The organism is Pseudomonas sp. C8002 (genome assembly GCF_013385765.1).
In the GTDB taxonomy this organism is placed as follows: Bacteria; Pseudomonadota; Gammaproteobacteria; order Pseudomonadales; family Pseudomonadaceae; genus Aquipseudomonas.
On the sequence record NZ_JACAPJ010000003.1, the window covers coordinates 336,955 to 349,885 of the forward strand.

Annotated in this window: 15 protein-coding genes; 13 read left to right on the forward strand and 2 right to left on the reverse strand. The window is 62.8% G+C overall.

The window, feature by feature from the left end; all coding sequences use genetic code 11:
* Positions 1–37 precede the first annotated feature (37 nt).
* Genes HX814_RS05005 through HX814_RS05040 form a run of 8 tightly spaced genes read left to right on the forward strand, consistent with a single transcriptional unit; the run spans position 38 to position 6,019 of the window.
* Positions 38–793 (forward strand): heme ABC transporter permease, encoded by a 756-nt coding sequence (locus HX814_RS05005; RefSeq protein WP_177008377.1) that lies wholly within the window; start codon positions 38–40, stop codon positions 791–793.
* Entirely contained in the window at positions 790–966 is a 177-nt protein-coding gene (ccmD, locus tag HX814_RS05010) for a heme exporter protein CcmD (RefSeq protein WP_008434788.1), read from the forward strand. The genes HX814_RS05005 and ccmD overlap by 4 nt, the downstream gene beginning before the upstream one ends.
* Positions 963–1,418, forward strand: a complete 456-nt coding sequence (gene ccmE / locus HX814_RS05015; protein ID WP_008434786.1) for a cytochrome c maturation protein CcmE — start codon at positions 963–965, stop codon at positions 1,416–1,418. Before ccmD ends, ccmE begins: the two co-directional genes overlap by 4 nt.
* Positions 1,419–1,421: 3 nt before the next feature.
* Complete coding sequence (locus HX814_RS05020) at positions 1,422–3,410, forward strand: heme lyase CcmF/NrfE family subunit (RefSeq protein WP_087694319.1); 1,989 nt, start codon at positions 1,422–1,424, stop codon at positions 3,408–3,410.
* Entirely contained in the window at positions 3,407–3,943 is a 537-nt protein-coding gene (locus tag HX814_RS05025) for a DsbE family thiol:disulfide interchange protein (RefSeq protein WP_177008376.1), read from the forward strand. Before HX814_RS05020 ends, HX814_RS05025 begins: the two co-directional genes overlap by 4 nt.
* Positions 3,940–4,413 carry a cytochrome c-type biogenesis protein gene (locus HX814_RS05030; protein WP_003210629.1) on the forward strand — a complete coding sequence of 158 codons (474 nt, stop codon included), beginning with the start codon at positions 3,940–3,942 and terminating at the stop codon, positions 4,411–4,413. The genes HX814_RS05025 and HX814_RS05030 overlap by 4 nt, the downstream gene beginning before the upstream one ends.
* On the forward strand, positions 4,406–5,599 hold the full coding sequence (gene ccmI / locus HX814_RS05035; protein ID WP_177008375.1) for a c-type cytochrome biogenesis protein CcmI: 1,194 nt from the start codon (positions 4,406–4,408) through the stop codon (positions 5,597–5,599). Before HX814_RS05030 ends, ccmI begins: the two co-directional genes overlap by 8 nt.
* Before the next feature lie 15 nt (positions 5,600–5,614).
* On the forward strand, positions 5,615–6,019 hold the full coding sequence (locus HX814_RS05040; protein WP_003210627.1) for a hypothetical protein: 405 nt from the start codon (positions 5,615–5,617) through the stop codon (positions 6,017–6,019).
* 185 nt (positions 6,020–6,204) lie between these two features.
* Here HX814_RS05040 and HX814_RS05045 read toward each other — a convergent pair whose 3' ends face one another.
* Positions 6,205–7,404 carry an MFS transporter gene (locus HX814_RS05045; protein WP_087694340.1) on the reverse strand — a complete coding sequence of 400 codons (1,200 nt, stop codon included), beginning with the start codon at positions 7,402–7,404 and terminating at the stop codon, positions 6,205–6,207.
* Positions 7,405–7,539: 135 nt separating this feature from the next.
* On the opposite strand from HX814_RS05045, the gene HX814_RS05050 reads away from it, so the two are divergent.
* Positions 7,540–8,436, forward strand: a complete 897-nt coding sequence (locus HX814_RS05050) for a LysR family transcriptional regulator (RefSeq protein WP_177008374.1) — start codon at positions 7,540–7,542, stop codon at positions 8,434–8,436.
* Between the two features lie 130 nt (positions 8,437–8,566).
* Here HX814_RS05050 and HX814_RS05055 read toward each other — a convergent pair whose 3' ends face one another.
* Positions 8,567–8,989 carry an NUDIX domain-containing protein gene (locus HX814_RS05055; RefSeq protein ID WP_177008373.1) on the reverse strand — a complete coding sequence of 141 codons (423 nt, stop codon included), beginning with the start codon at positions 8,987–8,989 and terminating at the stop codon, positions 8,567–8,569.
* Positions 8,990–9,383: 394 nt separating this feature from the next.
* Between HX814_RS05055 and phnC the strand changes: the two genes are divergently transcribed.
* The 4 genes from phnC (at position 9,384) to phnF (ending at position 12,923) form a co-directional block, all read left to right on the forward strand.
* Positions 9,384–10,217, forward strand: a complete 834-nt coding sequence (gene phnC, locus HX814_RS05060) for a phosphonate ABC transporter ATP-binding protein (RefSeq protein ID WP_087694468.1) — start codon at positions 9,384–9,386, stop codon at positions 10,215–10,217.
* A 32-nt stretch (positions 10,218–10,249) separates the two neighbouring features.
* Positions 10,250–11,251 (forward strand): phosphonate ABC transporter substrate-binding protein, encoded by a 1,002-nt coding sequence (phnD, locus tag HX814_RS05065; protein ID WP_003210622.1) that lies wholly within the window; start codon positions 10,250–10,252, stop codon positions 11,249–11,251.
* Between the two features lie 148 nt (positions 11,252–11,399).
* Positions 11,400–12,182, forward strand: a complete 783-nt coding sequence (gene phnE, locus HX814_RS05070) for a phosphonate ABC transporter, permease protein PhnE (RefSeq protein WP_003210621.1) — start codon at positions 11,400–11,402, stop codon at positions 12,180–12,182.
* Positions 12,183–12,218: 36 nt separating this feature from the next.
* Positions 12,219–12,923 (forward strand): phosphonate metabolism transcriptional regulator PhnF, encoded by a 705-nt coding sequence (phnF, locus tag HX814_RS05075; RefSeq protein WP_023659262.1) that lies wholly within the window; start codon positions 12,219–12,221, stop codon positions 12,921–12,923.
* Positions 12,924–12,931: the final 8 nt, after the last annotated feature.

Below are 12,931 nucleotides of genomic sequence, written 5' to 3' on the forward strand. Positions count from 1 at the left end.
TCTCGCAACGACGAGAAGCAACCGTGATGGAAACAGCATGAACTGGACCTGGTTTCACAAGCTCGGCTCGCCCAAATGGTTTTACGGCATTAGTGGCAAACTGCTGCCGTGGTTGAGCATCGCCACGGTATTGCTGATCGGCATCGGCCTGGTCTGGGGCCTGGCCTTTGCGCCGCCGGACTACCAGCAAGGCAACAGCTTTCGCATCATCTACATCCACGTGCCTGCCGCGATGCTGGCCCAGTCCTGCTACGTGATGCTGGCGGTGTGCGGCATCGTCGGCCTGGTGTGGAAGATGAAACTGGCGGATGTGGCCCTGCAATGCGCCGCGCCCATCGGTGCCTGGATGACCGCCGTGGCGCTGGTCACCGGCGCGATCTGGGGCAAGCCGACCTGGGGTTCGTGGTGGGTCTGGGACGCGCGCCTCACCTCGATGCTGATCCTGCTGTTCCTGTATTTCGGCCTGATTGCCCTGGGCAACGCCATCAGCAACCGTGACAGCGCCGCCAAGGCCTGCGCGGTGCTGGCGATCGTCGGCGTGATCAACATCCCGATCATCAAATACTCGGTGGAGTGGTGGAACACCCTGCACCAGGGCGCCACCTTTACCCTCACCGAAAAGCCGGCAATGCCCGTGGAAATGTGGGCGCCGCTGCTGCTGATGGTGCTGGGGTTCTACTGCTTCTTCGGCGCCGTGCTGCTGATGCGCATGCGCCTCGAAGTGCTCAAGCGAGAAGCCCGCACCAGTTGGGTCAAGGCCGAAGTGCAAAACAGCCTGGGAGCCCGTGGATGAGCTTCAACTCTTTCAGTGATTTTCTCGCCATGGGCCATCACGCCCTGTACGTCTGGACGGCCTATGGCATTTGCCTGGCGGTGCTGGCCCTCAACGTCGCCGCGCCGATCCTGGCCCGCAAGCGTTACCTGCAACAAGAGGCGCGTCGTTTGCGCCGGGAGACCGAAAAGTGAATCCGCTGCGTAGAAAGCGTCTGTTGATCATCCTGGCCATCATGGCCGGTGTCGGCATTGCCGTGACCCTGGCCCTGAGCGCCCTGCGGGAGAACATCAACCTGTTCTACACCCCGACCCAGATCGCCAACGGCGAAGCGCCGCTGGATACCCGAATCCGTGCCGGTGGCATGGTCGAGAAGGGCTCGCTGCAACGCTCCGGCGACTCCCTGGACGTCAAGTTCATCGTCACCGACTTCAACAAATCCGTGACCATCACCTACCGCGGCATCCTCCCGGACCTGTTCCGCGAAGGGCAGGGCATCGTTGCCCTCGGCAAGCTCAACGCCGACGGCGTGGTGGTGGCCGACGAAGTGCTGGCCAAGCACGATGAAAAATACATGCCGCCGGAAGTCACCAAGGCCCTCAAAGACAGCGGCCAATCCGCCCCGACCCCTGCCAAGGAGGGCTAAGTCATGACGTCCGCACTGTTTATTCCGGAGTTGGGCCAGTTGGCGATGATTCTCGCCCTGTGCTTTGCCATCGTCCAGGCCGTGGTCCCGTTGCTGGGCGCCTGGCGCGGTGACCGTTTGTGGATGAGCCTGGCCCAGCCGGCTGCCTGGGGCCAGTTCGCCTTTCTGGTGTTCGCTTTCGGTTGCCTGACCTACGCCTTCATGACCGACGACTTTTCTGTCGCCTACGTCGCCAATAACTCCAACAGCGCCTTGCCCTGGTACTACAAGTTCAGCGCCGTGTGGGGCGCCCACGAAGGTTCGTTGCTGCTGTGGGCATTGATCCTCGGCGGCTGGACCTTTGCCGTCTCGATCTTCTCCCGCCAACTGCCGCAAGTGATGCTGGCCCGGGTGCTGGCGGTGATGGGCATGATCAGCATCGGCTTCCTGCTGTTCCTGATCATGACTTCCAACCCGTTCACCCGCATCCTGCCGCAGATCCCGGTCGACGGGCACGACCTCAACCCGCTGCTGCAAGACATCGGCCTTATCGTGCACCCGCCGATGCTTTACATGGGCTACGTCGGTTTCTCGGTCGCCTTCGCCTTCGCCATCGCCGCCTTGCTCGGCGGGCGTCTCGATGCCGCCTGGGCGCGCTGGTCGCGGCCGTGGACCATCGTCGCCTGGGCATTCCTCGGCATCGGCATCACCCTGGGCTCGTGGTGGGCCTACTACGAACTCGGCTGGGGCGGCTGGTGGTTCTGGGACCCGGTGGAAAACGCCTCCTTCATGCCCTGGCTGGTGGGCACCGCGCTGATTCACTCGCTGGCAGTCACGGAAAAACGCGGCGTGTTCAAAAGCTGGACCGTGTTGCTGGCCATCGCCGCGTTTTCCCTGAGCCTGCTGGGTACGTTCCTGGTGCGTTCCGGCGTGCTGACCTCGGTGCACGCGTTTGCCTCCGACCCGGAGCGCGGCGTGTTCATTCTGATCTTCCTGCTGTTCGTGGTCGGCGGCTCCCTGACGCTGTTCGCCCTGCGTGCGCCAGTGGTCAAGAGCCACGTGGGCTTCAACCTCTGGTCCCGGGAAACCCTGCTGCTGGGTAATAACCTGGTGCTGGTGGTGGCGGCCTCGATGATTCTGCTCGGTACCCTGTACCCGCTGGTGCTGGATGCCCTGAGCGGCGCCAAGCTGTCCGTCGGCCCGCCGTACTTCAACGCGCTGTTCATCCCGTTGATGGCGCTGCTGATGGTGGTGATGGCGGTCGGCGTACTGGTGCGCTGGAAAGACACCCCGGTGAAATGGCTGGTGGGCATGCTCACCCCGGTACTGCTGGGCAGCGCCGCATTGGCGGTGATCGCCGGGATTGCCTACGGCGACTTCAACTGGGCCGTGCTTGCCACCTTCATGCTCGCGGCCTGGGTATTGCTGGCCGGTGTACGCGACCTGATCGACAAGACCCGCCACAAAGGTTTGATCAAAGGCTTGCCGACCATGACTCGCAGTTACTGGGGCATGCAGGTCGCCCACATCGGCATCGCCGTGTGCGCCCTGGGTGTGGTGTTGTCCAGCCAGAACAGCGCCGAGCGCGACCTGCGCCTGGCCCCCGGCGAGTCCATGGACCTGGCCGGCTACCACTTCATTTTCGAAGGCGCCAAGCACTTCGAAGGCCCGAATTTCACCTCCGACAAAGGCACCGTACGTGTGGTGCGCAACGGTAAGGAAATCGCCGTGCTGCACCCGGAAAAACGCCTGTACACCGTGCAAAGTTCGATGATGACCGAAGCCGGGATCGACGCCGGTTTCACCCGCGACCTCTACGTCGCCCTGGGTGAACCGTTGGGCGATGGTGCCTGGGCCGTGCGGGTCCACGTCAAACCGTTTGTGCGCTGGATCTGGTTCGGCGGCCTGCTCACCGGCTTCGGTGGTTTGCTGGCAGCGATGGACCGGCGCTACCGGGTCAAGGTCAAGAGCCGGGTGCGTGAAGCCCTCGGTCTGCAAGGAGCGCCAGTATGAAGCGTTGGTTGATGGTGTTACCGCTGGCGGCGTTCCTGGTGGTGGCGGTGTTCCTGTATCGCGGGCTGTACCTGGACCCGGCCGAGCTGCCGTCGGCCATGATCGGCAAGCCATTCCCGACGTTCTCGCTGCCGACGGTGCAGGGCGACAAGACCCTGACCCAGGCTGATTTGCTGGGCAAACCGGCACTGGTCAACGTGTGGGGCACCTGGTGCATTTCCTGCCGCGTGGAGCATCCGGTGCTGAACAAGCTGGCGGAGAAGGGCGTGGTGATCTACGGCATCAACTACAAGGACGACAATGCTGCCGCCCTGAAGTGGCTGGCTGAATTCCACAACCCGTACCAGCTGGATATCCGCGACGAAGACGGCAACCTCGGGCTGAACCTTGGTGTGTACGGCGCTCCGGAAACCTTCTTCATCGACGCCAAGGGCGTGATCCGCGACAAGTACGTGGGCGTGATCGACGAAGTGGTGTGGCGCGAGCAACTGGCCGCCAAGTACCAGGCGCTGGTGGATGAGGCCAAGCCATGAAGCGTTGGTTAGCCGCCGCTGTGTTGGGCTTGAGCATGGTCGGCGTGGCCCACGCCGCCATCGACACTTACGAATTTGCCAAGGACGGAGACCGCGAGCGTTTTCGCGAACTGACCAAGGAGCTGCGCTGCCCCAAGTGCCAGAACCAGGACATCGCCGACTCCAATGCACCGATCGCCGCCGACCTGCGCAAAGAGATTTTCCGCATGCTCGGCGAGGGCAAGGACAATCAGCAGATCATCGACTTCATGGTCGACCGCTACGGTGACTTCGTGCGCTACAAGCCGGCGCTCACCGGCAAGACTGCGCTGCTGTGGTTCGGCCCCGCCGGGTTGTTGCTCACAGGCTTAGTCGTTATGGCGGTGATTGTGCGCCGCCGTCGTGTCGCCCCGGCCGATGGCTCGGACTCGCTTTCCGTCGACGAGCGTCAACGCCTCGACCAACTGCTGGACAAAAAAACTGATGATTGATTTCTGGCTCGCAGCAGGTCTGCTGCTTCTGATTGCCTTGAGTTTCCTGCTGATCCCGGTGTTACGCGGCCGCCGTGCCCAGCTTGAAGAGGATCGCACCGCGCTGAACGTGGCGCTGTACCAGGAACGTGTGGCGGAACTGCAAACCCAGCAGTCCGAAGGCGTGCTGGATGCGGCCCAACTGGACAGCGGTCGCGCTGAAGCGGCCCGTGAGTTACTGGCGGATACCGAGGGTGTGGAAAAGCCCCGGGAATCGCGCCTCGGCAAACCGTTGCCGTTGCTCGCGGCGTTTCTGGTGCCGGTGCTGGGCGTGGCGCTGTACCTGCATTACGGTGCCAGCGACAAGGTCGAACTGACCCGCGAATTCTCCCAGCCGCCGGTGTCCATGGAAGACATGACCCGCCGCCTGGAGCGCGCCGCAGCGGCCCAGCCGGATTCGCCGGAAGGCCTGTACTTCCTCGGTCGCGCCTACATGGCCCAGGACCGTTCCGCCGATGCGGCGAAAATCTTCGAGCGCACCGTGGCCCTGGCCGGTCGCCAGCCCGAGTTGCTCGGCCAGTGGGCCCAGGCCCAGTACTTTGCCGACAACAAACAGTGGTCGCCCAAGGTCCAGGCCCTGACCGACGAAGCACTGAAACTCGATCCGAAAGAAGTCACCAGCCTCGGCCTGCTGGGCATCGCCGCCTTTGAAGGCCAGCGTTACCAGGAAGCGATCGACTACTGGAACCGCCTGCTGGCGCAACTGCCACCGGACGACAATTCCCGTGCCGCGCTGCAAGGCGGGATCGACCGGGCCGCCGAGAAGCTCAAGGAGAGCGGCGGCAGCGTGGCGCCCGTGAAGGCAGAAAAACAGATGCAAGTGCGGGTGGACCTGGCCGCCGATGTGAAGGCCAAGGCCCTGCCGACCGACAGCGTGTTCATCTTCGCCCGTGCCGTCAAAGGCCCGCCGGCGCCATTGGCGGCCAAGCGCGTGACCGTGGCCGACCTGCCGATCACCGTCGAGCTGGGCGACAGCGACGCGATGATGCCGCAGTTGAAACTGTCCAACTTTCCCGAAGTCCAACTGGTTGCGCGCATATCCCGGGCAGGTGTTCCCACAGCTGGCGAGTGGATCGGCCGCAGCCAACCCCTGGCCAGCAGCACCACTGCGCTGCAGCAGCTGACCATCGACAGTCCGGACCAATAATTCGAGGAAATGCCCATGACCGCTATCGCACGTATCACCCTGCTCAGCCTGGTACTGGGGTTGAGTGCTTGTGCGGTCCATCGGCCTCCGTCGCCTACCGGGCCGACTATTCCACCGACAGGGCCGTCGACCCAGCCGAGCACACAGCCAGGCACCCAGCCCTCAGGCCCGGTGATCAAACCGTCGAAGCCGGTGCCGAGCTCCTCGCCGACCTTCGCACCGCCACCGGGTGCGGCCAGTCACTGGGACGGGAAGATGCAGGTGTACGTGCTGGACGAACAGCCGGATACGTTCTACCGCCAGCGCACCTACTACCGCTGGAGCAACGGCTGGAGCCGCTCCATCAGCCCGAACGGGCCTTGGGAAGAGACCGATGTCCATGGCGTACCGCCGGGGTTGAGCAAGCAGTACGCACAATGAAAAAAGGCGACCTTCGGGTCGCCTTTTTCATGGCTGGTTTGGAATACAGTCCACCCAACAACAAAGCTCAAATGTGGGAGCGGGCTTGCTCGCGAATACGGCGTGTCAGCCAACAAATCGGGCACTGATATACCGTATTCGCGAGCAAGCCCGCTCCCACATTTTGAATCTCGTTTGATTTGAAATTACGCCAGCTCCTCAGTCTGCCTGGGCGCGCTTGTCCAGTGGACCACCCCGGCAATCACCCCCAGCATCACCCCAAACTCCACAATCCCCATCCAGCCCAACCGCGCCATCAACCAGCCGCTGACTGTCGCCCCCACCGCACCGCCAAAAAACGTCGCCGTCATGTACAAACTATTGATGCGGCCCTGGGCTTTCGGGTCCACCGCAAACGCCCGGGTCTGGTTGGAAACCAAGCCCGACTGCACGCCGATATCCAGCACGATCACCCCCAGCACCAGCAAGATAATCGAAGTCTCGGCACCCGCCAGCAGCAGGAACGCCAAGGTCACAATCCCGATACTCGCCCCAATCACCTTGCGCGAACCCAGCCTGTCGGAAGCCCGCCCACCGAGCGACGCCGCCAACGCACCCGCCGCACCGATAATCCCGAAGCCACCGGCCCAGGCACTGCCCAATTGCCATGGCCCATGAGCCAACAGTGCTGCCAGATTCACCCAAAACGCATTGAAGCAAGCCCACAACAACGCCTGCACCATCATTGATTGGCGAATCGGGCTGTTGTCGCGCATCAGCGGCCACAGCGAAGCCAGCAGGCGAGGGTAGGACAGGTTGGTGCTCGGCACGCCTTGTGGCAGCAGCCTGGCGGCACCGATCCACACCGGGATCATGAAGGCCGCCTCCATCGCGTACACCGCCCGCCAGCCATAAGCCTCACCGACCACGCCGGCGATCGTGCGCCCGAGCAGGATGCCGACCATGATCCCGCTGACCACCGTGCCCACATTGCGCCCGCGTTCGTGGGGCTGCGACATCACCGCCGCGAACGGCACCAGTTGCTGCGGCACACAGCTCACAATCCCCAAGCCGAAAGACGCCCCGATCAGCGCCCAGATGCCCGGTGAAAACGCCGCCGCCAGGGCGAAACAGAACGCCAGGGCGATCTGCCCCAGCACCAGCTTGCGGCGGTCAAAACGGTCGCCCATCGGCAGCAGCAACGCCAGCCCGGTAGCAAAACCCAGCAGGGCGGAACCGGCCACCAGATCCACGGTGGTCACGTCCACGCCCATGTCCGAAGCGATCAGCGGCAGGATCGGCTGGGTGCAGTAAATATTGGTAATCACCGCGCCGGCGATCACCGCCATCATGATGATCTTGCCGCGCGGCGCGACCGCAGGCGCTGTGGAAGGTTGGGATGTCATCGGCAGGCCACTCACGGCGCTCTCCTTCAATGCAGATCTCCGGGAAGGAGATGAGTGGCCAACGTTACGCACTCGCGCTTGGCAGGATAATCCCCTAGGATTTGGAATCATCCTTCCAGAATTTGATAGGTTGCCATGAACCGTCTTGAATCCATGTCCATCTTCGTTGCCGTGGTTGATGCAGGCAGCCTGACCGCTGCCGCGCGGCGCCTCGACATGCCGCTGGCCAGCGTCAGCCGCAAGGTGGCCGAGCTTGAGACGCACCTGAAAACCCGCCTGCTGCACCGCACCACGCGCCAGCTGTCGTTGACCGATGCCGGCGCCTCTTACCTCGACGCGTGCCGGCGCATTCTTGAAGACATCAGCGAGGCCGAGCGCGCGGCCACTGGCGAATATTCCCAGCCCCGGGGCGAACTGGTCGTTACCGCGCCAGTGGTCTTCGGGCGGCTGCACATCGTGCCGGTGGTGGCGGAATTCCTCGCGCAGTACCCGGAGATCGACATCAACCTGATCCTCACCGACCGCGTCGTGCACCTGATGGAAGAACACTGCGACGTCGCGGTGCGCATTGGCGAGTTGCCCGACAGCTCGCTGAAGGCCATGCAGGTGGGCACGGTGCGGCGGGTGGTGTGCGCCAGCCCGGCATACCTGGCCGCTCGCGGCATACCCGCTGAGCCCCAGGACTTGGCGGGGCATGACTGCATCACCTTCGAAGTGCTGGCGTCCCAAGGGGCGTGGGGATTTGGCGCGGGTAAAACCGGGCTCTCGGTACCGGTGCATTCGCGGTTGTCGGTGAACACTGCAGAAGCGGCGATTGCGGCGGCGACGTTGGGGGTTGGGGTGATTCGGGTACTCTCGTATCAAGTGGCGGATGCAGTGCGGGAGGAGGCGTTGGCGGTGGTGCTTGAGGCGTTCGAGTCGGCGCCGCTGCCCATTAGCCTGGTGCACAAAGGGCAGTCGCCGTTGCCGCTGAAGCTGCGGGCGTTTCTGGATTTTGTGATGCCGCGATTGCGCGCCCGCACCGCCCAATAACACCGACGAATTTGAACCTGATGAAAATCAAAATGTGGGAGCCGGGCTTGCCCGCGATAGCGGTGTATCAGGTTTTGAAACTGTTGCTGATCCACCGCTATCGCGGGCAAGCCCGGCTCCCACATTGGATTTACGTTGCCAGTTGGATCTCGGCAAGGCGCGGCTTTAGAAACTCCAGGGCATCTTTAAACACCTGATGCCACTCTTCTGACGGTTCGCTCGCCAGCGGGTGCCAGAAGAGCTGGAACTCGTGGCCGCCATCATCCTCTGCAAAATGGGTCCAGGTATCTGGCAGGTCTTCAGGGATCAGGCATTGATGAAAGGCCCATGTATGCCCCGTGGACGCTGAGTGCCAAGTGCCCAGGTCACGTATCACCTTGCCGGTTATCCCGGCCTCTTCAAGCAACTCTTTAACTGCCGCAGCCTCGGTACTTTCGCCAGGCTCCAAGCTGCCCTTGACCAGTTGAAGACCTGCCAGTGGGTGTTTGAAGGCGAGGATTTCCAGGGATTGGCGGGTTCGCAGGATGACCGGACATGCCTTGTCTTTTCCCATCACGTTGTCCTTTTGCACATATTGGCGGCCAGCTATTGCACCACAGTCCGGCACATTTCCAATGCCGGGCGAAGACCTTGTGGCGAGGGAGCAAGCTCCCTCGCCACAGGTTAGGTATGGATCGTTCCCACGCTCTGCGTGGGAATGCATTCCGTGACGCTCCGCGTCACCACTGCGCAAAACTTCAATGGACGCAGAGCGTCCGAGGCGGCATTCCCACGCAGAGCGTTGGGAACGATCAACGTCCTACAGCTACTTCCAACCTTTCATCAAACCTTCATCAAACGGTTTTACTCCAGTCATGTGCAAGTCATAGGGCTGACACAGCCCGCGCCTACTGTCGTTTGAACTCAAACGCAGCCACGGATGGCTGTTCAACCAGACAGAGAAGCCCATGACTCCAGCTATCCATGTCGATCATCTGAACAAGACCTTTGCGAAGAAATCCGCGCTGGTCGACCTCGAACTCACCGTTGCCACCGGTGAGATGGTCGCGCTGATTGGCGCTTCCGGCTCCGGCAAGTCCACCTTGCTGCGCCACCTCGCGGGCCTGGCCTGTTGCGACAAGAGCAACGGCGGCAGCGTCAAGGTGCTGGGCCGGGAAGTGCAGGCCAGCGGGCGGTTGAATGGCAAGGTGCGGCGCCTGCGCGCCGACATCGGCTACATCTTCCAGCAGTTCAACCTGGTCAACCGCCTGAGCGTGCTCGACAACGTACTGCTCGGTTGCCTGGGCCGCATGCCGCGCTGGCGCGGCAACCTCGGTTTGTTCAACACCGAGGAAAAACAGTTCGCCATGGAATCCCTGGCCCGCGTCGGCCTGGCAGACCTGGCCAGCCAGCGCGCCTCCACCTTGTCCGGCGGTCAGCAGCAACGCGTGGCAATCGCCCGCGCTTTGACGCAACGCGCCGAAGTGATCCTGGCGGATGAACCCATCGCCTCCCTGGACCCAGAGTCGGCGCGCAAGGTCATGGAGATCCTCGCCGACATCAACGGCCGCGACGGCAAGACCGTGGTGGTCACCCTGCACCAGGTCGATTACGCCATGCGTTATTGCCCGCGAGCCGTGGCGCTCAAGGGCGGGCGGATTCACTTCGACGGCCAGGCCAGCGAGCTGAGCAGCCAGTTCCTCAACGATTTGTACGGTGCCGATGTCGACACCAGCCTGATGTTTTCCGACCAGACCCGCACACCCGTCGTCCCCGCACGGTTGGCCCTGGCCCGCGCTTGAAACCTTACTAACGACCCACAGGAATCCTCTCCATGTTGAACCGTATCGGTCATGTGTTTCTGTCTGCCGTGCTGCTTGCCAGCGTGGCCATGGGCACTGCCCAGGCCGCCGACAAGGCGATCAATTTCGGCATCATGTCCACCGAGTCTTCGCAGAACCTCAAGAGCATCTGGCAGCCCTTCCTGGATGACATGCACAAGAAGACCGGCCTCACCATCAACGCCACCTTCGCTTCCGACTACGCCGGCCTGATCCAGGGCATGCGCTTCAACAAAGTCGACGTGGCCTGGCTGGGCAACAAGGCCGCGATGGAAGCGGTGGACCGTTCCAACGGCGAAATCTTCGCCCAGACCGCCGCCGCCAACGGGGCTGCCGGTTACTGGAGCGTGCTGATCGTGCGCAAGGACAGCCCGATCAACAACGTCGATGACATGCTCAAGAACGCCAAGAACCTGACCTTCGGCAACGGTGACCCGAACTCCACTTCGGGCTACCTGGTACCCGGCTACTACGTGTTCGCCAAGAACCACGTCGACGCCGCCACCGCCTTCAAGCGAACCCTCAACTCCAGCCATGAAGTCAACGCATTGAGCGTGGCCAAGGGGCAGTTGGACGTCGCCACCTTCAACACCGAAAGCTGGGACCGACTGGAAGTCACCCAGCCGGACAAGGCCGCCATGCTCAAGGTGATCTGGAAGTCGCCGCTGATCCCGGCCGACCCGATGGTGTGGAGCAAGGCCCTGAGCGACAGCGAGAAGACCAAGATCCGCGACTTCTTCGCCAACTACGGTGACACCGACGAAGAGAAGGCCGTGCTGAAGAACATGCAACTGGGCAAGTTCCTCAAGTCCAGCGACGACCAGTTGTTGCCGATCCGCCAACTGGAACTGTTCAAGCAGCGCACCACCATCAGCGCCGACGACAAGCTGGAAGCGGCTGACAAGGCCAGGAAGCTCGCCGACATCGACGCCGACCTGGCCAAGCTGCAAGAGCGCATCACCGAACTAGACAAGAAGACCGCAGCCAACGGCTAACCCCCTGTAGGAATCGGGTTCATGTGGGAGCGGGCTTGCTCGCGAATACGGTGTGTCATTCAACGCATCCGGCGACTGAGTCACCGCATTCGCGAGCAAGCCCGCTCCCACATTAAGCCCAGTTCCAACCCTACACCGAGAGTGACCCATGACTACCTTGCATGCTGAAGCAGTGGGCAAAAGGACTTGGCCGCAATACCTGGGCTGGGGCCTGTTCCTGATCCTGCTGGCCTGGGCCTGGCACGGCGCCGAGATGAACCCGCTGGCGCTGTACCGCGATTCCGGAAACATGGCGACCTTCGCCGCCGACTTCTTCCCGCCGGACTTCCACGAATGGCGCTCCTACCTCAAGGAGATGATCGTCACCGTGCAAATCGCCCTCTGGGGCACGGTGCTGGCGATCGTCTGCTCGGTGCCCCTGGGCATCCTGTGCGCCGACAACATCACCCCATGGTGGATTCACCAGCCGCTGCGCCGGGTGATGGATGCCTTCCGTTCGATCAACGAAATGGTGTTCGCGATGTTGTTCGTGGTCGCCGTCGGCCTCGGTCCTTTTGCCGGTGTCCTGGCCTTGTGGATCAGCACCACCGGGGTCCTCGCCAAGCTGTTTGCCGAAGCCGTCGAAGCCATCGACCCGGGCCCCGTTGAAGGTGTGCGAGCCACCGGCGCCAGTGCCTTGCAGGAAGTGATCTACGGCGTGATCCCGCAAGTGATGCCGCTGTGGGTGTCCTACGCGCTCTACCGCTTCGAGGCCAACGTGCGTTCGGCGACAGTGGTGGGGATGGTCGGTGCCGGCGGGATCGGCGTGATCCTCTGGGAGAACATCCGCGCGTTCCAGTTCGTGCAGACCTGCGCGGTGCTGCTGGTGATCATCGTGGTGGTGAGCTGTATCGACGTGCTGTCCCAACGCCTGCGCAAGCAGTTCATCTGACGACGGAGGGGTGCCCCTGGGCGCTTTTTTTTAAGCATGCAGTTGTCTAGACAAGATGAGCCGGTGTACCGCGAACTCGCTGACATCCTGCGCCGCGAACTGAGCAGCTACCAGGCCGGTGAATTCCTGCCGGGCGAGGTGCAACTGGCTGAACGCTTCGGCGTCAACCGCCACACCCTGCGCCGCGCCATCGACGAGCTGGTGTTCGAAGGCAGCCTGTTGCGCCGCCAGGGCAAGGGCACCCAGGTGCTGGACCGCCCGCTGATTTACCCGATGGGCGCCGAGACCTCCTACAGCCAGTCCTTGTCGGCCCAAGGCGTGGGCGTGGAAGCGATGCTGCTCAAGCGCCGCTACTGCTTTGCCAGCCGCGAAGAGGCCCAGCAACTGGGCATCGCCGAGATGGCGCCGATGATCGAGCTGCAAACCCTGCGCAAGCTCGACCACCAGCCGGTCAGCCTGATCCGCCACCGTTACTGCGCCAGCCATGCGCCGCTGCTGGCGGACTACAACGGCGGCTCGCTGCGCCACTACCTGCGTGAGCGCGACATGCCGTTGACCCGTACCCAAAGCCTGATCGGCGCGCGTTTGCCCAACCGCGACGAAGCCGCACTGCTGATGATGCCCCGGCACTTGCCGGCGCTCACCGTATTCACCCTTTCCCGCGATCGCGACGGCCGCCCGGTGGAGCTGGCGCAGTCCACCAGCCGTTCGGATCGCTTCCAGTACCAAGTGGTGACCTGATGGAGACC